The following is a 23,845-nucleotide window of genomic DNA, read 5'->3' on the forward strand; positions in this document are numbered from 1 at the left end:
CTGTGATCAGTTGGTCGCTGTGGGCCACGTTACAGTGCCGTGAACTCTGGGAGCGCTCCCAGTTGTCGAGAGGGCGGCGGCATGACTCGACGAACAACGGCGTTGCTGGCTGCGGCGGTGGTGCTGATCGGCGGGGTTCCCGCCGTCGCGGCACCACTGGCGGTGGCCTGCACCGTCACCTATCAGGTCACCAACGAGTGGAACACCGGATTCGGCGCGGCTGTGTCGATCCGCAACGACGGGGAGGCGCTGAACGGCTGGAACCTGACCTGGACGTTCCCCGACGGCCAGCGCGTGACGCAGGGCTGGAGCGGCAACTTCACGCAGAACGGCGCGGTGGTGAGCGTGACCAACCCGGCCTGGGCACCGACGTTGCCCAGCGGGGGCACCGCGCAGGTCGGCTTCAACGGCAGCAAGGGCTCGACGAACCGGCCCCCGACGGACTTCGCCGTGAACGGCGTGTCCTGCACCGGGCCCAACCAGGCCCCGTCGGTGGCGCTGACGGCACCGGCGAGCGGCAGCAGCTACACCCTGCCGGCGTCGATCCCGCTGGCGGCCACGGCGCAGGACACCGACGGCACGGTCGCCAAGGTCGACTTCTACGCCGGTGACACGCTGATCGCGACCGACACCAGTTCGCCGTTCACCGGCACCTGGACGTCGGCGGCCGCGGGCGACCACGTCATCACGGCACGGGCCACGGACAACCGCGGCGCCACCACGACCTCGGCCCCGGCAGGCGTCAAGGTGCTGTCCGGACCGGCGGTCCTCGCCTCACCGGCCACGGTCTCGGTGAAGCAGGGCCAGACGGCGACGTTCGACGTCTCCCTGGCCACGGCACCGAGTTCCCCGGTCACCGTCACGATCGCCCGCAGCGGCAGCACTGACCTGACCGCGAGCCCGGCCACGCTCACGTTCTCCGGCACCGCCAAGCAGACGGTGACGGTGACGTCGGCGAACAACGGCGGCGCGCTCGGCACGGCGACGTTCACCGCGTCAGCCACCGGGTACAGCCCGGCGAACGTGACGGTCAACGAGATCGATCCGTCCACATCGGACTTCAACAAGGCTTTCCTGGACCAGTACAACAAGATCAAGGACCCGGCGAACGGCTACTTCCGCAAGTTCGGCGACCTGCTCGTGCCGTACCACTCGGTCGAGACGCTGATGGTGGAGGCGCCGGACCACGGGCACCAGACGACGTCCGAGGCGTTCAGCTACTACCTGTGGCTGGAGGCGAGCTACGCCCGCGTCACGGGTGACTGGGCGCCGTTCAAGTCCGCGTTCGCGTCGATGGAGAAGTTCATCATCCCGGCAAAGGCCGACCAGCCGACGAACGACAAGTACGACCCGTCGAAGCCGGCGACCTACGCACCCGAACACCCGCGGATGAACCAGTACCCGTCGGTGCTCGACAGCACGGTGCCGGTGGGCCAGGACCCGCTCGCGGCGGAGCTCAAGACCGCGTACGGCAACTCGGACGTCTACGGCATGCACTGGCTGATCGACGTCGACAACACCTACGGCTTCGGCCGCTGCGGTGACGGCACGACGGCGCCCGCGTACATCAACACCTACCAGCGCGGTTCGTCGGAGTCGGTGTGGGAGACCATCCCGCAGCCCTCGTGCGACACGTTCAAGCACGGTGGCCCCAACGGCTTCCTGGACCTCTTCACCAAGGACTCTTCCTACGCCAAGCAGTGGAAGTACACCAACGCGCCGGACGCGGACGCCCGCGTGGTGCAGGTGGCGCTGCTCGCCCAGCAGTGGGCGACGGCGCAGGGCAAGGCCGGCGACATCGCGAGCGAGATCGGCAAGTCCGCGAAGATGGGCGACTACCTGCGGTACGCCATGTTCGACAAGTACTTCAAGCGCGTCGGCAACTGCAGCAGCCCCACGGCGTGCCCCGGCGCGACCGGCAAGAACAGCGCGCACTACCTGATGTCCTGGTACTACGCCTGGGGCGGCGCGACCGACACGTCCGCCGGCTGGGCGTGGCGCATCGGTGACGGTGCCTCGCACCAGGGCTACCAGAACCCGTTGGCGGCACACGCTCTCGCGAACGTGCCCGCGCTCAAGCCGTTGTCCGCCACCGGGCAGCAGGACTGGGCGACGTCGCTGAACCGCCAGCTGGAGATGCTGCAGTGGCTGCAGTCGGCCGACGGCGGTCTCGCCGGTGGCGTGACGAACAGCTGGGAGGGCCAGTACGGCACCCCGCCGTCCGGCACGCCCACGTTCTACGGCATGTACTACGACGCCCACCCGGTGTGGCGCGACCCGCCGAGCAACCGGTGGTTCGGCTTCCAGGTGTGGGGGATCGAGCGCACGGCCGCGCTGTACCGGCTGACCGGCGACGCGCGCGCCAAGAAGATCCTCGACAAGTGGGTGCCGTGGGCGATCGCGAACACCACGACGGGCACGAACTTCCAGATCCCGTCGGACCTCGAGTGGTCGGGCGCGCCGGACACGTGGAACGCGACGAACCCCGGTGCGAACGCCAACCTGCGGGTGCGCGTGCTCAACCACAGCCAGGACGTCGGTGTCGCGGCGTCGTACGCCAAGGTGCTGCTGAACTACGCGGCTCGGTCAGGCGACGCCTCGGCCAAGACCACGGGTGAGGCGCTCCTGACGTCGTTGCTGTCCAAGCAGGACAGCCTCGGCATCGCGACGCCGGAGACGCGCACGGACTACAGCCGGTTCGACGACGTCTACAACACCAGCACGCTCGAAGGCCCGTACGTGCCGAGCGGCTGGACCGGCCGGATGCCCAACGGTGACCAGATCGGGCAGGGCAGCTCGTTCCTGTCCATGCGGTCGATGTTCCGCAACGACCCGCAGTGGCCGAAGGTGCAGTCCTATCTGGACGGTGGACCGGCACCGACGTTCACCTACCACCGCTTCTGGGCGCAAGCCGAGATCGCGACGGCGTTCTCCCTGCACGCCGAGATCTACGGGTGAGGAGTCCCGACATGAGGAAACGGTTAGCTCTGCTGGCAGTCGCGGCCACGGTCGGCGCGGTGCTGGTGCACACCGGCGGCACGGCCGTCGCGCACGGGTCGATGGTGTGGCCCGGCAGCCGCACCTACCTCTGCTACGAGGACGGCCGCGCGGGCGGCGGTGGCGGCGATCTCAACCCCACCAACCCCGCGTGCGCCGCGGCCGTGGCCCAGGGCGGCAAGCAGCCGCTGTGGGACTGGTTCGGCAACCTGATCAGCAACGCGGCGGGCCGCCACCGGGAGATCATCCCGGACGGCAACCTGTGCGGTCCCACCACGAAGTACGCCGCCTACAACCTGACGCGGGCCGACTGGCCCACGACGCAGGTGCAGGCGAACAGCCAGGTCACCTTCCGGTACAACGCGTGGGCGCCGCACCCCGGCACCTGGGAGCAGTACGTCACCAAGGACGGCTTCGACCCCACGAAGCCGCTCAAGTGGTCCGACCTCGAGTCGGCGCCGTTCGACAAGGTGACGAACCCGCCGCTGGCAGGCGGTGAGTACGCCTGGCAGGCCCGGCTGCCCAACAAGTCGGGCCGGCACGTCATCTACTCGCTGTGGCAGCGCTCGGACAGCCCCGAGGCGTTCTACAGCTGCTCGGACGTCGTGTTCGGCGGGGGCACCGGCACGCCGGACACCACGGCGCCCTCGACGCCCGGCACCCCTGTCGCCTCCGGCATCACCGGCAGTTCGGTGAAGCTCGACTGGAGCGCGTCGACCGACAACGTCGGCGTGGCGTCCTACCGCGTGCTCAGCGGTGGCCAGGTGGTCGCGACCTCCAGCACCAACTCGGTGACGGTCACCGGGCTGAGCGCGGACACCTCGTACTCGTTCACCGTGGTGGCGGCGGACTCCGCGGGCAACGCGTCCACGGCGTCCTCCGCGGTCACCGTCAGGACCTCGACGGGCGGCGGTACCCCCACGGGTTCCTGCGCGGTGACGTACACGCGGCCGAGCACCTGGAGCGGCGGCTTCACGGCGAACGTGAGCGTCGCCAACACCGGCAGCAGCGCGATCAGCGCGTGGCAGCTCGCCTGGGCCTTCCCGTCCGGGCAGCAGCTGTCGCAGGCGTGGTCGTCGAACGTCACCGTCGCGAGTGGACAGGCCACGGCGAAGGGCGTGTCCTACAACGCGGACATCCCGGCTGGCGGCTCGGTGTCGTTCGGCTTCAACGCCACGACGACGTCGACACCGACCGACCCGACGGCCTTCACGCTCAACGGTTCGGCGTGCACCGTCCGGTGACGAGGGCACTGCTCGCCCTCCTGGTGGTGGGTTCGGTGACGTTCGCCCTCCTCGTGGGACGCGCCGAACCCACCCCGGACCTCAGCCGGGGCGTCGACGGCATCGCCGCCTGGCTGCACGACCTGACCGACGAGTGCTCGTCGGTCAGGCGCGGTGACGACTTCACGGACTTCGCCGGTCCGGTGCGGTCGAAGGTCTACGCGCCGTTCGTCGCGGAGTGGGGGACCTGCGCCAAGGCGCCGTACGGGCGGCTCGGGCTGCTGGTCCTGCGGCCCGGACTCGACCGGGCCTGGCTGACGGCGCTCGCGAACGGCGAGGTCCGGGGCGACCCGGACCTCGCCTTCGGGGACGGGTTCGCCCTGACCGGCTCGATCGGCATGGAGTACCTGGGCCTGAAAAGACTTGAGTGCACGCCCACCGCGTGTTCGCTCATGGAGATCAAACATCATTGAGAGACAGGAGATCCGGAGCAATGAAGCTCAACGGACAGAGGCGGTGGGCCGCGGCGGGAGTCGTGGTCGCCACTGCCGTGGCAACGTTCGGGGTGGCGATGAGCGCACCCGCGGGCGCAGCACCGGGCTGCCGCGTCGACTACTCGGCGAACGGTTGGGGAGGCGGCGGGTTCGGCGCCTCGGTGAAGATCACCAACCTCGGTGATGCGATCTCGGGCGGCTGGACCCTGAAGTTCTCGTTCCCCGGGAGCCAGCGCGTGGCCCAGGGCTGGAGCGCGAACTGGACGCAGTCGGGCAAGGACGTGACCGCGACGAGCATGTCGTGGAACGGCAACCTGGGCACGAACGCGTCCATCGACATCGGCTTCAACGGCAGCAACGCCGCGACCGGTGACGCGAACCCGTCGACGTTCACCCTGAACGGCACGACCTGCACCGGTCAGCCGGGGACGACGACCACCACGACCACGACCACCACGACGACGACCACGAGCAACAACCCCGACCCCGGCACCAAGGTCGACAACCCGTACGTGGGCGCGAAGCAGTACGTGAACCCGGACTGGGCGGCCAAGGCGAACGCGGAGCCGGGCGGCAGCCGGGTCGCGAACCAGCCCACCGGCGTGTGGCTGGACCGCATCGCGGCGATCGCGGGCACGGCCGACTCGCGCGGCCTGGCCGGGCACCTCGACGAGGCGGTGCGCCAGGCGGCGGGCTCACCGCTCGTCATCCAGCTGGTGATCTACAACCTGCCCGGTCGCGACTGCTCGGCGCTCGCGTCCAACGGTGAGCTCAAGGCGACCGAGATCGACCGCTACAAGACGGAGTACATCGACCCGATCGCGGCGATCCTCGCCCGGCCTGCGTACGCAGGCCTGCGGATCGTCACGACGGTCGAGATCGACTCGCTGCCGAACCTCATCACCAACGTGTCGCCGCGGCCGACCGCGGTGGCGGCGTGCGACACGATGAAGTCCAACGGCAACTACGTCACCGGCGTCGGCTACGCGCTCGCGAAGCTCGGCGCGGTCCCGAACGTCTACAACTACCTCGACATCGGCCACCACGGCTGGATCGGCTGGGACGACAACTTCGGTCCGACCGCCGAACTGCTCTTCCAGGCCGCCAACGCCTCCGGCAGCACGAAGGCCAACGTGCAGGGCTTCATCGCCAACACCGCGAACTACGGCGCCCTGAAGGAGCCGTACTTCAAGATCGAGGACTCGGTGAACGGCACGTCGGTGCGCCAGTCGAAGTGGGTGGACTGGAACCGCTACGTCGACGGGCTGTCCTACGCGCAGGCGTTCCGCAACCGCGCCGTCCAGGCCGGCTTCGACGCGAACGTCGGTGTGCTGATCGACACCAGCCGCAACGGCTGGGGCGGCAGCGCCCGTCCGACGGGCCCCGGCCCGACGACGAGCGTGGACGCCTACGTCAACGGCGGCAAGCTCGACCGCCGCATCCACCTCGGCAACTGGTGCAACCAGGCGGGTGCCGGTCTGGGCGAGCGGCCGAAGGCGGCCCCGGAGCCGGGCATCGACGCCTACGTGTGGATGAAGCCGCCGGGTGAGTCCGACGGCGCGAGCGAGGAGATCCCGAACAACGAGGGCAAGGGCTTCGACCGGATGTGCGACCCGACGTACACCGGAAACGTGCGCAACGGCAACAACATGTCCGGCGCGCTCGGCAACGCCCCGATCTCGGGCAAGTGGTTCTCGGCCCAGTTCCAGGAGCTCATGCGCAACGCCTACCCGGCGCTCTGAGCCGCGGGATGTGAGCGTGCCCATGCGGCCGGCCTGCAAGGCCAGGTCGCGCCGCGTGGGTGCGCTCTTCCGGCCTGCGCATTTTCCTTGATCGGGCAAGTTTCCAGACAATCGATAATTCGTCTGGACCACCCGAATTGCGCAATGTTAACGCACACATAACTCTTGATGTCATCAGAAGGTGCTCCCTATGGTGTCGGCACGCTCACTGAGCGCAAGCGCGAGAGGAGGCTGTGTGGTCACCATCGCGGACGTCGCAAGACACGCCGGGGTCGCCCCGAGCACGGTCTCCTACGTCCTCACGGGCAAGCGGTCGATCTCCGCGGACACGAAGTCGAGGGTCCGCGACAGCATCCGGGCGCTGGGCTACCAGCCCCACGCCTCCGACCGCACCACGTCGGCCGGCCGGACGAACGTGCTCGGCCTGGTCCTCCCGTTGCGTGCGGGCACCCACCTGCCCGCCGTGATGCGCTTCGTCACGGCGGCGGTGACGACAGCGCGGCGCTTCGAGATGGACCTGCTGCTCATGACCGCGGACGACGGCGCGGCGGGTCTGCGCCGGGCGGCGAACAGCGCGCAGGTCGACGGGTTCCTCGTGATGGACGTGGAGATGGACGACGAGCGCGTGCCCCTGCTCAGACAACTGTCCAAACCGTCCGTCCTCATCGGACACCCGGCGGCCGCGCGCGGTCTCACCTGCGTGGACCTCGACTTCGAGGCGGCGGGTGCGAAGTGCGTCGATCACCTGGCGGACCTGGGACACCGGTTCATCGGCTTCCTCGGCGCCCCCAGCGCCGTCTACCGGCGCAGCGGGGGGTTCGCCCACCGCACTATGAACGGGTTCAGCGCGGCGGCGATGCGCAGGGGAGTGGCGGCGACGGCGTTGTCCGTCGAGGGCGACCACGACTCGGTGCTCAGGGCGACCAAGGCGCTGATCCGGGCGCACCCGTCGATGACGGCGCTGGTCGTGCACAACGAGGCGGCGCTCGGCTGGATCACCCCGTGCCTGCGCGCGGCGGGCCGCCAGGTCCCCGCCGACGTCGCCGTGGTCGCGATCTGCCCCGACGAACTGGCTGAGCAGACGTCCCCCCTGCTCACCTCGGTGCGCCTGCCGGCGGAGGAGCTCGGCAGGCACGCCGTGGACCTGCTCGTGGCGAAGCTGGAGGGCAAACAGCCACCGCCCCTGGTGCTGCTGCCGCCGCGGTTGTCGCGCCGGGCCAGCACACCGGACCCGGTGCCCCACCGCGGGACGGCCTGACGGGCGCCGTCCTGTGCGAAAAGCGGCGGCACAGGACGGCGACCACCCGCAGAGACCGTCCGGAGGAGTGCGCGACCCCAACGGCGGAGCGTTCGTCGCGCACTCCTCCACCCCACGTCCGGACGTAGGCTGGACGGGTGGATCTGGCGGAAGCGGTGGCACGCGGTGTGGTGGTGCTCGACGGCGGCATGTCGACGGCCCTGGAACTGGCCGGGCACGACCTGTCCGACGAGCTGTGGTCCGCGCGGTTGTTGCTGACCGACCCGGACGCGGTGCGCGCCGCCCACCTCGCCTTCTACCGGGCGGGCGCCCGGGTCGCCATCACCGCGAGCTACCAGGCGAGCTTCGCCGGGTTCGCGCGCCGGGGCATCGACGACGCCGGGACGGTCCGCCTGCTGCGGTCCAGCGTGGCCCTCGCGCGCTCGGCCGCGTCCGATGTGGATGGACAGCGGTGGGTGGCCGCGTCGGTCGGGCCCTACGGGGCGGTGCTGGCGGACGGCTCGGAGTACCGGGGCCGCTACGGCCTGACTCGCCAGGAGCTGGTCCAGTTCCACCGCAGGCGCCTGGAGACGCTCTGCTCGGCGGAACCCGACGTGCTCGCCGTCGAGACGATCCCGGACGTCGACGAGGCCGAGGCGGTGCTGGACGTCGTGCGCGGCAGCGGTGTGCCGATGTGGCTCTCCTACAGCGTTCGCGACGGCAGGACGTGCGCCGGGCAGTCGTTGGAGGAGGCGTTCGCGGTCGTGTCCGATGTGGATGAGGTGATCGCGGTGGGGGTGAACTGCTGCGCGCCTTCGGACGTCGCGGAGGCGGTCGCCGTGGCGCGGCGGGTGACGGGGTTGCCGGTCGTCGTGTACCCGAACAGCGGGGAGACCTGGGACGCCGCCGGGCGGTCGTGGGCCGGCGGCGGGACTGGCTTCGCGGCGGGGGAGTGGGCCGACGGCGGTGCGCGGCTGGTCGGTGGGTGCTGCCGCACCGGCCCGGCGGCGATCGAGGTGCTGGCAGAGGAACTGGCGGCGAGGTCCTGAGACCCCGCCGCCCGTTCCCGTGATCACGCGGTCGTGCAGGTGTTCCCGTTGAGGCTGAACGAGGACGGCGCCCCCGCGTTGCCGGTGTGGGTGGCCTGGAACCCGATGGTGGTCGAGGCGCCGGGCGCGATGTCGCCGTTGTAGGAGACGTTGCGCGCGGTCACCTGGCCCGAGGTGGGCGAGTAGGTGGCGCTCCACCCGCCGGTGATCGTCTGACCGCCGGGCAGCGTGAAGACCAGTGACCAGCCGCTCACCGGCGTGGACCCGGTGTTGGTGATGGTGATGTTCGCGGTGAGGCCGTTGTTCCACGCGTTGACCGTGGTGCCGGTCCGGCAGGTCCCGCCACCCGGAGGCGGCGTGGTGGTGGTCGTGGTGGTTGTGGTGGTGGTCGTCGTGGGCTCGGTGCCACCACCGAACTGGGTGATGAACTTCCACGCCTCACCTGAGGTCCACGTGCGCCAGCCGTCGCCGCCGGAGTCGATCGGGCCGGGCGTGTGCCCGCCGTCGAACGCCGCCCACACCACGGGGTAGCCGGCTCGGCAGCCGCTGTAGGCGGTGACGATGTGCGTGCGGCTGCCCGCGCTCGGTTCCCTAGGGTTCTGCGGTGTGCAGCCGTTGTTGCGCACGAACGTGTCGCGCAGGCCGCGCCCCAGGCCGATGCCGAGCACGGAGTCGCTGATGCCGTGGATGCCCAGGTACCCGATGGGCTGGGTGCCGCCGTCGCAGCCGCTGAGCTGGGCACCCGCGTAGACGACCACCGCGCGGAAGACGTTCGCCCTGGCGCAGGCCACGGCGTAGGACATGCCGCCGCCGTAGCTGAAGCCGCCCGCGAAGCGCTGGGTCGTGTCGATGCACAGCGCGGAGTCGAGCAACGCCACCAGGTCGTCGACGAACCTCAGGTCCTGGCCGCCGGGGTTGGCCCAGCCGTTGTTGTTGCCCTGCGGTGCCACGAAGATCGTGCCGTTGTCCGCGGCGTCGGAGAGCCGGCGCAGGCCGTAGTAGGACCAGTTGTAGCCGTCACCGCCGCCGGAGTCGACGTCGTTCGCGGTGCCGCCGAGCCAGTGGAAGCCCACGAACAGCCGGTACTGGCGGTTGTTGTCGTAGTTCGGTGGGAGTCGCAGGATGTACGAGCGGCTCTGGCCACCGCTCGTGATGGTGCGCTGGCCGCTCGAGAGCGAGGGCGGCTTGCCGCAGCCGGCGGTGGCCGCCGTGGTGGTGACGTCGCCCGCCACCGGGCCGCCGAGCGCGATGCCCGCGGCGCCCAGGAACACCACGGCGCTCGCCGCGGCCGCCGCGAGCACGAACCTAGGACGGGACATGGCTCGTCCCCCTGTGCATGTGGAACATCGTCGTTCCTTCCGGTCGTCGCACTGGCCGGGGCCGGTGTGCGATCAGGCGACGGCGCACTGCACGCCGTTGAGGGTGAATCCGCCGGCGGCCGCGCTGTTGCCGGTGTGGGTCGCCTGGAAGCCGATCGAGATCTGGGCGGAGGGCGCGATCTGACCGTTGTAGGAGACGTTCGACGCGGTCACCTGGCCGCTGGCGGGGGAGTAGGTCGCGCTCCAGCCACCCGTGATCGTCTGTCCTCCCGGGAGCGTGAACTGCAGCTTCCAGCCGTTCACGGCCGTCGTCGACGTGTTGGTGATGGTGATGGTCTCGGTGAGGCCGTTGTTCCACGCGTTGACCGCGGCCTGGACCGAACAGCCCTGGGACGGCGGCGGGGTCGTGGTGGTGGTCGTGGTGGTCGTCGTCGTGCTGGTGGTGGGATCGGTGCCGGGACGGTCCAGGCCGAGGAACGTGATGGCGTGGCCCACCATCCCGGCGGTCGGCACGTCGTGACCGGTGCCCTGGGCGCTGATGCCCTCGACGACACCGTTCGTGCCGTAGCGCGTGCGGGTCCAGTTCGACTGCGGCTGGTCGGTCGACGCGGGCGTTCTGCTGACGCCGTGCACGTTCGTCCACTGGTCGAGCGCCTCACCGAAGTTCGGGTACGCGAGGGTGGTGTCGTTCGTGCCGTGCCACAGCTGGATGCGCGGATAGGTGCCGGTGTAGCCGGGGAACATGGCCCTGGCCTGGTCGCCCCACTGCTGCGGCGTCTTGTTGAGCGTGCCGCCCGAGCACTGGCTGTTCCACAGCGACCCGTCGGTCGTGGCGAAGCAGCCCGCGGGGACACCGGCGAACGCCGACGCGGCGCTGAACACGTCCGGGTACTGGGCGGCCAGCACGTTCGTCATCATCGCGCCGGACGAGATGCCGGAGACGACGATCCGCGACGGGTCGACGTTGTAGCGCTGGCGCGCGTGCGCCACCATCGACATGATGCCGGTGGAGTCGCTGCCTCCGTTGCGGCGCAACGCGTTCTGCGTGGAGACGTCGAAGCAGCGGCCCTCCCTGGTGGCCTCCGGGTAGACGATCACGTAGCCGTAGCGGTCCGCCGCGGTCACGTAGTCCCGGCCGCCCCCGTTGTGCACCGCGCTCGCGGTACCGGTGCAGTAGTGGATCATCAGGAGCAACGCCGGCCGGGCGGCGAGCCGGTCCGGCGCGTAGACGTACATGTTGAGGTTGGTGGGGTTGGTGCCGAAGCCCGTCACGCGCGTCAGGGACGCGGCGTGCGCCTGCTGCGGCACGGAGGAGAAGGCGACGGCGGCGACGACCGACAGCACCGCCGCGACGACGGCGATGACGCGGTACGCGGTCGTGTGCCGCTGGGTGGAGTTGCGGATGGTCACGATGACCTCGTTCCCTTTCTGGAGAAGGGAGTGCGTGGGATCAGGCCCTGAAACTGCCACCGGTGAGCGGGCGACCGGCTCCGCCGCGCGCCAGGGACCCGGGCACGCCGTTCCCGCTCGCCGGGTGAAGGTCGCGAGCTGATGGAGAGAACCGGCGGCGCGGAGGTGGTGCACGACGTGGCCGTCCACTCGTGCCGGGACGCTCACGGCGAGGAGCAGGCGCCGCGGAGGACGTCACGTCACTCCGCGGCGCCTGGCTGTGGGTGTGGTGCGGGCCGTCAGCGCGCCGTGCAGGACGGGTTCAGGCCCGACCCGTTGCCGCTGCCCTGGAAGCCGAACTCGGTGGACCCGCCGGCGGGCACGTTGGCGTTGTAGTCCACGTTGGTCCAGTTGACGGTGCCGCTGTTGCCGCTGCGGGTCGCGCTCCACGAGCCGGTGACGGTGCCGTTCGACAGCGTCGTCGAGACGGTCCAGCCCCTCAGCGCGGTCGAGCCCGCGGTCACCTTGATCGTGGCGACGAAGCCCTCGTTCCACTGGTTGAGCGACACGGTCGCCGAGCAGCCGCCGGTACCGGGGTCGTTGCTCGTCGTCGTGGTGGTGGTCGTGGTGGTGGTCGTCGTCGGACCGGGGCCGCCACCGGCGTTGAGCGCGTCCAAAGTGGAGTTGTACGCGGCCTTCTTGTTGCCGCTGCCGTCGAACAGCAGCGGGGTGCCGGACGCGCGCCACGAGTCGGTGTCGCGGATGCCCCACACCGTGATGCCGGTGCAGCGCGCGACCGCGAGACAGGCCTGGGTGACGCGCTGGTAGTTCTGGGCCTGCGTGCTGCCGGAGCCCTCGATGTCGAGCTCGGTGATCTGCACGTCGACGCCGAGGTTCGCGAAGTTCTGCAGCGTGGTCTGGTAGTTGGACGGCACCGGGCTCTGGCTGTTGAAGTGCGACTGCAGGCCGACGCAGTCGATCGGGACGCCGCGGGACTTGAAGTCCTGCACCATCCGGTACACGGCCTGGGTCTTGGCGTGCGACCAGTCGTCGGTGTTGTAGTCGTTGTAGCAGAGCTTCGCACCGGGGTCGGCCGTTCGCGCCGCGCGGAACGCGGCCTCGATCCAGTCGTTGCCGGTGCGCTGGAGGTTGGAGTCGCGCCGGGCGCCGCTGCTGCCGTCGGCGAAGGCCTCGTTGACGACGTCCCAGGCGTAGATCTTGCCGCGGTAGTAGGTGGCGACCTGGGTGACGTGGTTGAGCATCGCGTTGCGCAGTGCCGTGCCGGACATGTTCTGCATCCAGCCGGGCTGTTGCGAGTGCCACGCGAGAGCGTGTCCGCGGATGCGCTTGCCCTGGCTGCGGGCCTGGTTCACGATCCGGTCGGCGTTGCCGTAGCTGAACTGGTTCTGGTTCGGCTCGGTCGCGTCCATCTTCATCTCGTTCTCGGCCGTGACCATGTCGAACTCGCGGTTCAGGATCCCGGCGTACGTCGAATCGCTCAGCCTGCTCGCGGCCACCGCCGTGCCGAAGTACCGGCCGCTCTGCTGCGCGGCCGCGGCGAGCGTGGTCGCCGCGTTGGCGACGGGCGGGGCGATCAGGGTGGCGCCGATCGCGGCGGTCGCGACCGTGGCGATGATCGGAATCAGCGCCACTGACTTCGCTGTCAGTTTCATCTTCCACACTTCCCGGGGTTGTCCCGAATGCAGGGGATGGACAGGACAGAAGACCGGATCCGGTGCGCCATTGCCGGATCCCGCTGGAGTGTCGCAGTGGCCGGTCCGCACCTACAAGAAGTGTTCGTCGAATTCGACAGCAGGATGCCCCGAACGGCGTAGCGATGTGCGGGAGCGCTCCCAACTACCACGTCAAGGGGTTGATCGCAGTTCCTGAAAGCGTTTCGAAAACTCTCTCAGAAGTGTCGGCCAACTCTGCTCCCGGCGTTGACGATTCAGAGGACCGTGGTTACGTTGGCCGGAACTCGCATTCGCTTCTCGCCGATTCTCGGCCCTCGAAAGCAATGACTTCGCGAGAACCGAATCCCCTGCACCAGAGCGAACTGGAGACACGATGACACAGTGGAAGCGGGCCGTGTGCGCGCTGACGGGCGCGGTCGTCGCCGGGGCCACCACCCTGATCGTCAGCGCCGGCGCCACCGTCAACGCGGCCGAGTCGGCCTTCTACACGGACCCGCAGACCGGGGCCGCGAGGTGGGTGGCGGCCAACCCGGGTGACTCCCGCGCGGCCGTCATCCGCGACCGCATCGCGTCGGTCCCGCAACCGCGCTGGTACACCACCACCAACACCTCGACGGTGCGGTCGGAGGTCAGTTCCTTCGTGGGGGCGGCGGCCGCCGCCGGCAAGATCCCGATCCTGGTGGTCTACAACGTCCCCAACCGCGACTGCGGTGGTCCCAGCGGTGGGGGCGCGCCCTCCCACGAGGCCTATCGGGCGTGGGTGGACGAGGTCGCGGCGGGCCTCGCGGGCCGCCCGGCGACGATCGTGCTGGAACCCGACGTGCTGCCGTTGATGAGCAGCTGCCAGAGCACGGACCAGCAGAACCAGACCAAGGCGTCGATGGCCTACGCGGGCAAGAGGCTGAAGGCGGGTTCCGGTCAGGCCAAGGTGTACTTCGACATCGGGCACTCGGCGTGGCTGAACCCCTCCGAGGCCGCGAACCGGTTGCGCGGCGCGGACATCTCCAACAGCGCCGACGGCATCGCGACGAACGTGTCCAACTACCGGGCCACCTCCGACGAGGTCAACTTCGCGAAGAACGTGCTCAACGCGGTCGGCGACAGCCGCCTCAAGGCCGTGGTGGACACCAGCCGCAACGGCAACGGTCCCGCCGGCAGCGAGTGGTGCGACCCGGCGGGCCGCGCGATCGGCACCCCCAGCACCACCAACACCGGTGACTCGAGGATCGACGCGTTCCTGTGGGTCAAGCTGCCGGGCGAGTCGGACGGCTGCATCGCCCCCGCCGGTCAGTTCGTGCCCCAGCGGGCGTACGAGCTCGCGATGGCGGCGGGTCCGATCACGACGACGACCACGACGACCACGACGACCACGACCACGTCGGGTGGCGGCAACCCCGGTGGCGGCTGCACCGCGACCCACCGCGTGACGAGCCAGTGGCAGGGCGGTTACTCCGCCGAGGTCGTGATCGTGAACCGCGGCTCGGCGATCAACGGGTGGACGTTCTCCTTCTCGGCGCCCGGCGTCTCGGTGACCCAGGGCTGGAACGGCACGTGGACCGACCAGGGTGACCAGGTCCGGGTGACGAACGCCGCCTGGAACGGCTCGCTCGCCTCCGGCGCGCAGGTGAGCATCGGCTACAACGCGAACTACAACGGCACTCCGCCGTTCGCGTCGCCGGTGCTCAACGGTGTCGCCTGCTCCTGAGGTGGACCGGGGTCCCCGGCGCAGGCCGGGGACCCCGGCGTGCCCTTCCACCGGTGCGGCTGCTGACCGCGCGGGGGCCGCGGAACCTCCGGACCGCCCGGGCCGAGCCGTCGGAGCGGGAGGCGGACCTGCGGTGGGACGATCGCGCGTGACCCTGGCCGACGTGGCGGCGGCGAGCGGTGTGTCGGTCACGACCGCCTCCCTCGTCCTGACCGGGCGGGCACGCGAACTGCGCATCTCCGAGGCGGCCGAGCGGCGGGTCCGTGCCACCGCGCAGGAACTGGGGTACCGGCGCGGCACCCGCACGACCGGCCCGCGTACCGGCCTGTCGCGGACGATCGGCTTCGTGCTCGACACCGCCGAGTCGTCCGCCGAGACCGGCGAGGTCGTGAGGGGCGCGGTGGAGGCCGCTCACCGATGCGGCTACCTGCTGTTCGTCGGTGTGTCCGGCGGCGATCCGGTGGTGCGCGGAAGCCTGGCCGAGTCGATGCGCGACCGCGACGTCGACGGCATCGTGTTCGCGAAGGCCGACCTGCACGCCTCCTTCGACCTGGACGGCCTGCGACACGGGCCTGTCGTGCTGCTCAACGCCACCGTCGCGGGCCTTCCCTCGGTCGTTCCCGACGAGGTGCGGGGCGGACGCTCGGCTGCGCGCGTCCTGGTCGAGGCGGGACGTGTGCGCGGTGTGCACCTGATCGGTGCCGAACCCGATCGAACGGCCGGGGGTGCGGCACGGCTCGCCGGACTGCGCCAGGTGTTCGGCGCCGCGGGCGTCGAGGCGGACGTGCACGGCTGTCCGAAGTGGACGCCCGAGGCCGGGTACGACGTGACCAGGGAGCTGCTGCGCCGGCACCGGCCGGACGCGCTGGTGTGCCTCGACGACGGACTGGCCTTCGGGGCCTACCAGGCGCTCGCCGAGGCCGGGCTGTCGGTGCCGGGGGACGTGTCGGTGATCGGGTTCGGCGACCACGCGGCGGCCTCGTGGATGCGACCCCGGCTCACCGTCGTCGCGTTGCCGCACCGCGAGCTCGGTGCGCGGGCGGTGGAGGTGCTGGTGGGGATGGTCGACGGGCGGGGGCGTGGCGGTCGTGCCCCGCTGGTCCACCGGGTGCCGATGCCGGTACGGGTGGGTGGGTCGGTGGCGAGGGCGGGGCGGTGAGTCGGGGCCGTCGAGCCACGGCGTGCGGCCGCTGTGGTGCGAGTGCCCGTCACGTCGAAGTCACGCGTGGTTGTTCGCGTTAACAGAACTCAGGCCTCGCTCTTTCTGCCTTCTCTGTTCAGAAGGCGATCTGCTAAAAGTTAGCGCTCACATTTAGCTTTGACCCGCGAGTGAAACCGTCGTTACATTGCTGGAGCCGTCCCTGCCGTTGACCCTCGTCGACGAAAGGCTCCCCATGCCGAGCCCCTGGAAAGCGCTGTGCGGTGCGCTGGTCTCCGCCCAGTCCACTGTGGAAGGACAAGGCGTTCCCGCCGGGGTGAGGCCCTCAGGTGACTTCGTCTGCCGCCGAGGCTCGATCGGCGGAGATCGCCCCGGCCGGCGAGCGGGTGCACGTGGTCGACGCGTACCCGGCCGTGCCGGTCTCCGGCCCGTCGGACGGCATCCACCGGCGGGCCCCGCTCCGCGATGCCACGCGTGACCGGGCCGGGGGACCGGCAGCTCCCAGATCGAGTCCCTCGCCGGCCGCTCCGCCGCGCGTGACCGGGCACGCCACCGACGCCGCCCGCCACGGCGCGTCCGGGGCCGGTGCCCCGACGGCGGCCAGGCTTCCTGGCGCCCGGATGGAACGCGGTCCAGGTCCGCACCGCCGCCCGCGCCGCCGCGCGACTCCTCCCTCCACCGACGAAGGGTGATCATGTTCCTCGCACGGATGCTCACGTCCCGGCGCGCCCGGCTCACGGCCCTGGCCGTGGTCCCGCTCGTCGCGGTCACCGCGCTGACCGCGGTGGCCCACCAGCCCGCCTCCGCCGCACCGGGTTGCTCGGTCACCTACGCCGCACCGTCGCAATGGGACGGTGGGTTCACGGCGGCCGTCACCGTCACGAACCTCGGCGACGCCCTCAACGGCTGGACGCTCACCTGGAGCTTCGGCGCCGGGCAGCAGGTCCAGCAGGCCTGGAACGCCCAGGTGACCCAGTCCGGCGCCCAGGTGACCGCCCGCAACGTCTCCTACAACGCGACGATCCCCACCGGGGGCAAGGTCGAGTTCGGGTTCAACGGGTCCAGCAGCGGCTCCAACCCGAGCCCGACCGCGTTCAGCCTCAACGGGACCCTGTGCACCGGCGACGTCGGCCCAACCACCACCACGACGACGACCACCACGACCACGACCGGCAACCCGCCCGTGGGGAACCTGCCGTCGAGCTTCCGCTGGTCGTCGAGCGGGCAGCTGATCAGCCCGAAGCCGGACGCCACGCACGCGAACGTCGCGGTGAAGGACCCGAGCGTCGTGTACCACAACGGCAAGTACCACGTCTTCGCCTCGACTTACACCGACGGCTACAACCTGATGTACACGAGCTTCAGCGACTGGTCCCAGGCGTCGTCCGCGCCCCACTACTACCTCGACCGCTCCGGCATCGGCGGCGGCTACCGGGCCGCGCCGCAGGTCTTCTACTTCGCGCCGCAACGCCTCTGGTACCTCGTCTACCAGACCGGCTCGAACGCCTCGTACTCCACGACCAGCGACATCTCGAACCCGTCGTCGTGGTCCACGCCGAAGAACTTCTACGCGAACGGCATGCCGCAGATCATCCGCGACAACATCGGCAACGGCTACTGGGTCGACTTCTGGATGGTGTGCGACACCGCGAAGTGCTACCTGTTCTCCTCCGACGACAACGGCCACCTCTACCGGTCGGAGACCACCCTCGGGCAGTTCCCCAACGGCTTCACCAACACGGTGATCGCCATGCAGGACAGCAACCGCAACCGGCTCTTCGAGGCGTCCAACGTCTACAAGATCGCCGGTAAGAACCAGTGGCTGCTGGTGCACGAGGCGATCGGCTCCGACGGTCGCCGCTGGTTCCGCTCCTGGACCGCGCCCGCGATCACCGGGCCGTGGACGGCGCTCGCCGACAGCGAGTCGAACCCGTTCGCCCGCGCCAACAACGTGACGTTCCCAGGTGGACAGTGGACGCGCGACATCAGCCACGGCGAGATGGTGCGCACCAACGTCGACCAGACCATGGAGATCAGTCCCTGCAAGCTCAGCTACCTGTACCAGGGCATGGACCCCAACGCGGGCGGGGACTACAACCGGCTGCCCTGGCGGCTCGGCCTGCTGACCCAGACCAACTCGACCTGCTGAACCGACCCCGGGACCGGCGCCGCGGCACGCGCCTGCGGCGGCGCCGGTCCTGGGAGGAAGGGGCGACGATGCCCATCCGGTCCAGGAAACTCACCCACCTCGCACTCGCGGTGGTCGCCGCGGCAGCTGCCGCAGCGATTCCGGCCACCGCTGCCACCGCTGCCACCGCTGCGACCGCCGCGATGCCAGCCACCGCTGCCACTCCGGCCACCACTGCCACCGCTGCCACTGCCGCGTTCCGGGCCACGACACCGGCCGACCCCGCCGCCGCTGCTCCCGGCAGCCCGGCCCTCACCCCGCCGCTCGGCTGGAACAGCTGGAACAGCTTCGGCTGCGGCATCACCGAGGCCCAGGTCCGCCAGGCCGCCGACGCGATGGTGTCCTCGGGCATGCGCGACGCCGGCTACCAGTACGTGGTCGTCGACGACTGCTGGTTCGACCCGCAGCGCGACTCGTCCGGGAACCTGCGCGCACACCCGGCCAAGTTCGCGAGCGGCATGAAGGCGCTGGGCGACTACATCCACGCGCGTGGCCTGAAGTTCGGCATCTACCAGGCGCCGAACGAGAAGACCTGCGCGCAGGGCACCGGCGCGCACCCCGGTTCGACCGGCAGCAAGGGCCACGAGGTCCAGGACGCGCGCACGTTCGCGTCGTGGGGCGTCGACTACCTGAAGTACGACTGGTGCTCCGGGGCCGGCACCCGCGACGAGCAGGTCGCGAGGTTCTCGATCATGCGCGACGCCCTGCGCGCCACCGGCAGGCCGATCGTCTACAGCATCAACCCCAACAGCTTCCACGCGCCGACCGGCGACCGGTACGACTGGAGCGCGGTCGCGGACCTGTGGCGCACCACGGAGGACCTGCTCGACATCTGGCAGAACGGCAACACCAACAGCTACCCGATGGGCGTGGGCAACGTCGTCGACGTCACCGCGCCGCTCGCCGTCCAGTCGGGGCCGGGTCACTGGAACGACCCGGACATGCTGGTGGTCGGACGTCCCGGGCTCACCCTCACCGAGTCCCGCGCGCACTTCACCCTGTGGGCGTTGATGGCGGCGCCGCTGATGGCGGGCAACGACATCCGCACCATGTCCGCCGACGTGAGCGCGGTCCTGCGCAACCAGCGCCTGATCGCGGTGAACCAGGACGCCCTCGGGGCGGGCGGCCGCCGGGTGCGCGACGACGGCGCCACCGAGGTGTTCGCGAAGCCCCTGGCGGACGGCTCGGTCGCCGTCGGCCTGTTCAACCGGGGCGGTGGTGCGGCGACCATCAGCACCACGGCTGCCCAGATCGGCCTGTCGGGCAGCGGTTTCACGCTGACCGACCTCTGGACCGGTGCCACGTCGAGCACCTCCGGCACGATCTCCGCCACCGTCGCGGCGCACGGCGTCACCGCGTTCCGGGTGACGGGAGGAAGCCCGGTGCCGAGCACCACCTCGCGGCTGCGCGGGGAGGGGTCGAACCGCTGCCTCGACGTCGAGAACTCCTCGACCGCAGCCGGGGCCGCCGTGGTCGTCCAGGACTGCCTCACGCCCGCCTCGCAGCGGTGGACCTCCTGGCCCGGCGGCGAGATCCGGGTGTTCGGCGACAAGTGCCTCGACGCCTACGACCAGGGCACCGCCAACGGCACGCGCGTCATCACCTGGCAGTGCAACGGTCAGCAGAACCAGCGCTGGACCTTCCAGTCGGACGGGACGGTCCGCAACGTCAACGCGGGCCTGTGCCTCGACGTGGAACGGGCCTCCACCGCGAACGGGTCGAGGCTGGTGCTGTGGACCTGCAACGGCCAGTCCAACCAGAGGTGGGCGCGATCATGAGGCGGACTCCCGCCGCGGCGGCGCTCGCCGCGCTCACCCTGGTGGCCGCGGCACTCGCCGCGAGCACGGCCGCGCAGGCGGCTCCGGGCTGTTCGGTCACCTACACGAGAACCTCCGAGTGGCAGGGCGGCTTCGGCGCGTCCGTGTCGATCACCAACACCGGTGACGCGATCACGGGCTGGACCCTGGAGTGGACCTACGGCGCGGGCCAGCAGGTCGGGCAGCACTGGAACGCCGTGATCACGCAGAACGGCGGCGAGGTGAGCGCGCGCAACGCCTCCTACAACGGTTCCGTGCCGACCGGAGGCAAGGTGGAGTTCGGGTTCAACGCGACGTCCGGATCCACCAACCCCGACCCGGTCACGTTCCGCCTCAACGGCACCACCTGTGGCGACACCGGCAGCCCGACGACGACGACCACCACCACCACCACCACCACGCCCAGACCGTCGACGTTCACCAACCCGGTGCTGTGGCAGGACTTCGCGGACATCGACATCATCCGCGTCGGTGACGCGTACTACTACTCGGCCTCGACCATGCACTACTCGCCGGGTGCGCCGGTCCTGCGTTCCTACGACCTGGTGAACTGGGAGTTCGCCGGACACTCCGTGCCCCGCCTCGACTTCGGCTCCAAGTACGACCTCAACGGCGCCAGGGGTTACGTGCGCGGCATCTGGGCGTCGTTCCTCAACCACCGCAAGAGCAACAACACCTTCTACTGGGGCGGTTGCGTCGACTTCGCCCAGACGCACATCTACACGGCTCCCGCCGTGGACGCCCAGTGGTCCAAGCACGCCACGATCAACAAGTGCTACTACGACGCCGGCATGCTGGTCGACGACAACGACACGATGTACGTCGCCTACGGCAACACCACGATCAGCGTCGCGCAGCTCTCCGCGGACGGGAAGTCCGAGGTGCGCTCGCAGCAGGTGTTCCAGACCCCGTCGAACATCGGCACCCTCGAAGGAGCGCGGTTCTACAAGCGGAACGGCAGCTACTACATCTGGCTCACCAGGCCCGCGAACGGGCAGTACGTGCTCAAGGCGTCGAGCCCGTTCGGCCCGTACACGGTCCAGCAGGTGCTGCTGAACATGCCCGGCCCGATCCAGGGCGGGGGAGTGCCGCATCAGGGCGGCATGGTGCAGACGCAGAACGGCGACTGGTACTACATGGCGTTCGTGGACGCCTATCCCGGCGGCCGGGTGCCCGTGCTCGCCCCGATCACCTGGACCTCCGACGGCTGGCCGCGCATCACCACCGTCAACGGCGGCTGGGGCGTGAACTACCCGGTGCCGAACCTGCCGCAGCGCCCGGTGAGACCCATGACCGGCGTCGACACGTTCGACGGCACCGCGCTGAAACCCCAGTGGGAGTGGAACCACAACCCGGACACCACGAAGTACAGCGTGAACAACGGGCTGCGGTTGTCCACGGCGACGGTCACGAACGACCTCTACAACGCCCGCAACACCCTCACCCACCGGATCCAGGGGCCGACGTCGACCGGCACCGTCGCACTGGACCTGACGTCGATGCGCGACGGCGACCGCACGGGGCTCGCGATGCTGCGCGACTCCTCGGCGTGGATCGGCGTCAAGCGCGACAACGGCCGCAACCGGGTCGTCATGGTCAACGGCCTGACCATGGACAGCAACTGGAACACCACCGGCACCGGCACCGAGGTCGCGAGCGCGAACCTCACCGGAACCCGGATCTGGTTGCGCGCCAACGCCGACATCCGGCCGGGCAGCGGACGGCAGGCCCGGTTCTCCTACAGCACCGACGGCGTGAACTTCACGTCGCTGGGCACCGGCTTCACGCTGAAGAACGAGTGGCAGTTCTTCATGGGCTACCGGTTCGGCATCTTCAACCACGCCACGCAGGCGCTCGGAGGCTCGGTCGCGGTCGGGCGGTTCGAGCTCACGACTCCATGACGCCGTTCTCCTGCAGCGCCTTCCTGAACGCGTGCAGGCCCAGGTGCAGGCGGAACTTCACGACGGCTCGTGACAGTCCCAGCGCGGCGGAGAGTTCGGTCACGGACTCCCCGCCGTAGAAGGCCCGCACGACCACGACCCGGTGTTCGGGCTCGAGTGCCGACAGCGCGTCGGCGACGAGCCCGGCGCCGGGCGTGCGCGTTCCGCGCGTGGTCACGGGACGCCTCACTACGCGCGCAGGGCCGGGGAGCGCCGTCCGTCCAGACAGGACAGAAGTGCGCGGCGGTCGACCTTGCCGCGTTCGGTGGTCGGCAACGCGTCGAGCGGGACGATCAGCGTGGGCACGCAGTAGTGCGGCAACCGCTGCGAGACCGCGCGGCGGGCCACCTCCGGCACCGCCGTGCGGGGACTGATGAACCCGACGAGCCTCCCGTCGTGCACGAGGGTCGCGGCACGTTCGCAGTCGTCCGCGTGTTCCAGCGCGGCGGTGACGGTGTCCAGCTCGAACCGGTACCCCAGCACCTCCACCTGGTCGCCGGCCCGGCCGTGGTGCTCCAGCTCCCCGTCGGCCGTCCACCTGCCGAGCTCGCGCGTGCGGAACATCAGCCGGTCACCGCCGAGGAACGGGTCGGGGCGCAGGCGCAGCGACGTCAGGTCGAGGTCGCCCGCGTAACCCGGGGTGACCCCTGCTCCGCCCACCCACACCTCGCCGACCTCGCCGACCGGACGCGGCGACAGGTCGTCGCCGAGCACGTACGCGGTGGTGTTCGGCACGGGCCGTCCGACCGTGAGCGGCCCGGCGTCCGGCTCGTAGCGCTGCACCGTGCTGACGATCGTCGCCTCGGTGGGGCCCCAGGCGTGGTGGAAGGCGGTGCGACGGGCCCACGTGTCCGCCAGGGCCCGCGGGCAGCGTTCCCCGGCCACCACGACCGTGCGCACCCGCCGGCACGCGTCGGGGGACAGGGAGGCGAGCACTCCGGGAGTGGTGATCAGGACGTCCGCGGTGCTCGCCGCGTCCTCGGCGTCCTCCCCGCGCAGCACGAGCGTGCCGCCGTTGGCGAGGGTGCCGAGCACCTCCCACATCGCGAGGTCGGAGGAGATGTCCAGCAGTTGCGCCACCCTGGTCCCCGGCGTGACGCCGAGCGAGCCGGGGGCGGTGAGCAGGAGGTTGCACAGGCCGGCGTGGGACACCCGCACGCCGTGGGGGCCGGTGAACACGACGGCGGCGACGTCCGACTCGGCGGTGGTGACGGTGCGGCAGAACGTGCTCGCGCCGGGGAGGGCGTCGATCTCGACCACTGAGGCGAGGTCGCCGGGAACCGCGTCGGCGCTCGTGGTGAGCACGACGTCGATGCGCGCGGCGCGGACGACGCGCCGCAGCGTCGCCTCAGGGGTGGTGCTCACGTCCTGGGGCACGTAGGACGCGCCTGCCTTGAGCACCGCGAGAACGCCCACGACCATGGAGATCGACCGGGTGAGGAACAGTCCCACGTGGTCACCCGGCCGCACCCCGCCGCGCACCAGCACCTCGGCCAGCAGACCGGCTCTCGCGTCGAGCTCCGCGTACGTCAGCGACTCGCCGAGGTGTTCCACGGCCGTGGCGTGCGGACGTCGCGCGGCGTGCGCCTCGAAGGCGTGGTGGACGTGGTCGGAAGGAGGGGTGCGGCTCGGCCCTGATCCGTACGCCTGGACCAGCGCGCGGTCGGCGGCGGGCAGCTCCCACAGGGCGGATTCCAGGAACTCGGCGGTCACGGCAGGCCCTTCCCACAAGCGGTGTGCTTCCATCTTGAACGAGCCAGACCACCGGTGGTGAGAACCTGTCGATTCGCTGGTCGAATCGATAGAGTTGTTGTCGCGCTTCAGTTCTCGCGGTATTTCACGTTGCATCGGGTGTCACCCGTGTGGATGATCAATGGCTCGTCCGTTTGTTA

Annotated in this window: 17 protein-coding genes; 12 read left to right on the top strand and 5 right to left on the bottom strand. The window is 70.3% G+C overall.

Annotation, left to right across the window (positions count from 1 at the left end; genetic code table 11):
• Positions 1-81 precede the first annotated feature (81 nt).
• The 6 genes from QSK25_RS03625 to mmuM all read left to right on the top strand — a co-directional run bounded on the left by QSK25_RS03625 (position 82) and on the right by mmuM (position 8,742).
• Complete coding sequence (locus QSK25_RS03625; RefSeq protein WP_285632556.1) at positions 82-2,958, top strand: glycoside hydrolase family 48 protein; 2,877 nt, start codon at positions 82-84, stop codon at positions 2,956-2,958.
• 11 nt (positions 2,959-2,969) lie between these two features.
• Positions 2,970-4,241 (top strand): lytic polysaccharide monooxygenase, encoded by a 1,272-nt coding sequence (locus QSK25_RS03630; RefSeq protein WP_285632558.1) that lies wholly within the window; start codon positions 2,970-2,972, stop codon positions 4,239-4,241.
• Positions 4,238-4,693, top strand: coding sequence for a hypothetical protein (locus tag QSK25_RS03635; RefSeq protein ID WP_285632560.1), 456 nt, complete (start codon positions 4,238-4,240; stop codon positions 4,691-4,693). The genes QSK25_RS03630 and QSK25_RS03635 overlap by 4 nt, the downstream gene beginning before the upstream one ends.
• A gap of 20 nt (positions 4,694-4,713) precedes the next feature.
• Positions 4,714-6,456 (top strand): glycoside hydrolase family 6 protein, encoded by a 1,743-nt coding sequence (locus QSK25_RS03640; protein WP_285632562.1) that lies wholly within the window; start codon positions 4,714-4,716, stop codon positions 6,454-6,456.
• Positions 6,457-6,691: 235 nt separating this feature from the next.
• Positions 6,692-7,714 (top strand): LacI family DNA-binding transcriptional regulator, encoded by a 1,023-nt coding sequence (locus tag QSK25_RS03645; protein ID WP_285632564.1) that lies wholly within the window; start codon positions 6,692-6,694, stop codon positions 7,712-7,714.
• A gap of 137 nt (positions 7,715-7,851) precedes the next feature.
• Positions 7,852-8,742: a homocysteine S-methyltransferase gene (gene mmuM / locus QSK25_RS03650; protein ID WP_285632566.1), complete on the top strand. Its 891-nt coding sequence runs from the start codon at positions 7,852-7,854 to the stop codon at positions 8,740-8,742.
• A 23-nt stretch (positions 8,743-8,765) separates the two neighbouring features.
• Here mmuM and QSK25_RS03655 read toward each other — a convergent pair whose 3' ends face one another.
• From QSK25_RS03655 to QSK25_RS03665, 3 genes are all read right to left on the bottom strand, one after another.
• Positions 8,766-10,061, bottom strand: a complete 1,296-nt coding sequence (locus tag QSK25_RS03655) for a CE1 family esterase (RefSeq protein WP_285632568.1) — start codon at positions 10,059-10,061, stop codon at positions 8,766-8,768.
• Positions 10,062-10,133: 72 nt separating this feature from the next.
• Positions 10,134-11,471 carry an extracellular catalytic domain type 1 short-chain-length polyhydroxyalkanoate depolymerase gene (locus tag QSK25_RS03660; protein ID WP_285632570.1) on the bottom strand — a complete coding sequence of 446 codons (1,338 nt, stop codon included), beginning with the start codon at positions 11,469-11,471 and terminating at the stop codon, positions 10,134-10,136.
• 278 nt (positions 11,472-11,749) lie between these two features.
• A complete protein-coding gene (locus QSK25_RS03665) occupies positions 11,750-13,123 on the bottom strand; it encodes an endo-1,4-beta-xylanase (protein WP_285632573.1) in 1,374 nt (457 codons plus the stop codon).
• 394 nt (positions 13,124-13,517) lie between these two features.
• On the opposite strand from QSK25_RS03665, the gene QSK25_RS03670 reads away from it, so the two are divergent.
• The 6 genes from QSK25_RS03670 to QSK25_RS03695 all read left to right on the top strand — a co-directional run bounded on the left by QSK25_RS03670 (position 13,518) and on the right by QSK25_RS03695 (position 21,914).
• Positions 13,518-14,849, top strand: a complete 1,332-nt coding sequence (locus QSK25_RS03670; RefSeq protein WP_285632577.1) for a glycoside hydrolase family 6 protein — start codon at positions 13,518-13,520, stop codon at positions 14,847-14,849.
• A 148-nt stretch (positions 14,850-14,997) separates the two neighbouring features.
• Positions 14,998-16,008 (top strand): LacI family DNA-binding transcriptional regulator, encoded by a 1,011-nt coding sequence (locus QSK25_RS03675; protein ID WP_285632580.1) that lies wholly within the window; start codon positions 14,998-15,000, stop codon positions 16,006-16,008.
• A 329-nt stretch (positions 16,009-16,337) separates the two neighbouring features.
• Positions 16,338-16,700, top strand: coding sequence for a hypothetical protein (locus tag QSK25_RS03680; RefSeq protein WP_285632583.1), 363 nt, complete (start codon positions 16,338-16,340; stop codon positions 16,698-16,700).
• Between the two features lie 2 nt (positions 16,701-16,702).
• Entirely contained in the window at positions 16,703-18,157 is a 1,455-nt protein-coding gene (locus tag QSK25_RS03685; RefSeq protein WP_285632586.1) for a glycoside hydrolase family 62 protein, read from the top strand.
• A 182-nt stretch (positions 18,158-18,339) separates the two neighbouring features.
• A complete protein-coding gene (locus tag QSK25_RS03690; protein WP_502881803.1) occupies positions 18,340-19,974 on the top strand; it encodes a glycoside hydrolase family 27 protein in 1,635 nt (544 codons plus the stop codon).
• Entirely contained in the window at positions 19,971-21,914 is a 1,944-nt protein-coding gene (locus QSK25_RS03695) for a family 43 glycosylhydrolase (protein ID WP_285632592.1), read from the top strand. The genes QSK25_RS03690 and QSK25_RS03695 overlap by 4 nt, the downstream gene beginning before the upstream one ends.
• On the opposite strand, the gene QSK25_RS03700 is transcribed toward QSK25_RS03695, so the two are convergent.
• A complete protein-coding gene (locus QSK25_RS03700) occupies positions 21,901-22,131 on the bottom strand; it encodes a sigma factor-like helix-turn-helix DNA-binding protein (RefSeq protein WP_285632595.1) in 231 nt (76 codons plus the stop codon). The two genes, QSK25_RS03695 and QSK25_RS03700, sit on opposite strands and share 14 nt — an antisense overlap.
• An 11-nt stretch (positions 22,132-22,142) precedes the next feature.
• Entirely contained in the window at positions 22,143-23,666 is a 1,524-nt protein-coding gene (locus tag QSK25_RS03705) for an AMP-binding protein (protein WP_285632599.1), read from the bottom strand.
• Positions 23,667-23,845: the final 179 nt, after the last annotated feature.

It is taken from the genome of Lentzea sp. NBRC 102530, from assembly GCF_030269365.1.
In the GTDB taxonomy this organism is placed as follows: Bacteria; Actinomycetota; Actinomycetes; order Mycobacteriales; family Pseudonocardiaceae; genus Lentzea.

Coding starts and splice junctions, on each gene's coding strand:
- QSK25_RS03625 (WP_285632556.1), top strand. CDS start 82: ATGACTCGACGAACAACGGCGTTGCTGGCTGCGGCGGTGGTGCTGATC.
- QSK25_RS03630 (WP_285632558.1), top strand. CDS start 2,970: ATGAGGAAACGGTTAGCTCTGCTGGCAGTCGCGGCCACGGTCGGCGCG.
- QSK25_RS03640 (WP_285632562.1), top strand. CDS start 4,714: ATGAAGCTCAACGGACAGAGGCGGTGGGCCGCGGCGGGAGTCGTGGTC.
- QSK25_RS03655 (WP_285632568.1), bottom strand. CDS start 10,061: ATGTCCCGTCCTAGGTTCGTGCTCGCGGCGGCCGCGGCGAGCGCCGTG.
- QSK25_RS03665 (WP_285632573.1), bottom strand. CDS start 13,123: ATGAAACTGACAGCGAAGTCAGTGGCGCTGATTCCGATCATCGCCACG.
- QSK25_RS03670 (WP_285632577.1), top strand. CDS start 13,518: ATGACACAGTGGAAGCGGGCCGTGTGCGCGCTGACGGGCGCGGTCGTC.
- QSK25_RS03685 (WP_285632586.1), top strand. CDS start 16,703: ATGTTCCTCGCACGGATGCTCACGTCCCGGCGCGCCCGGCTCACGGCC.
- QSK25_RS03690 (WP_502881803.1), top strand. CDS start 18,340: ATGCCAGCCACCGCTGCCACTCCGGCCACCACTGCCACCGCTGCCACT.
- QSK25_RS03695 (WP_285632592.1), top strand. CDS start 19,971: ATGAGGCGGACTCCCGCCGCGGCGGCGCTCGCCGCGCTCACCCTGGTG.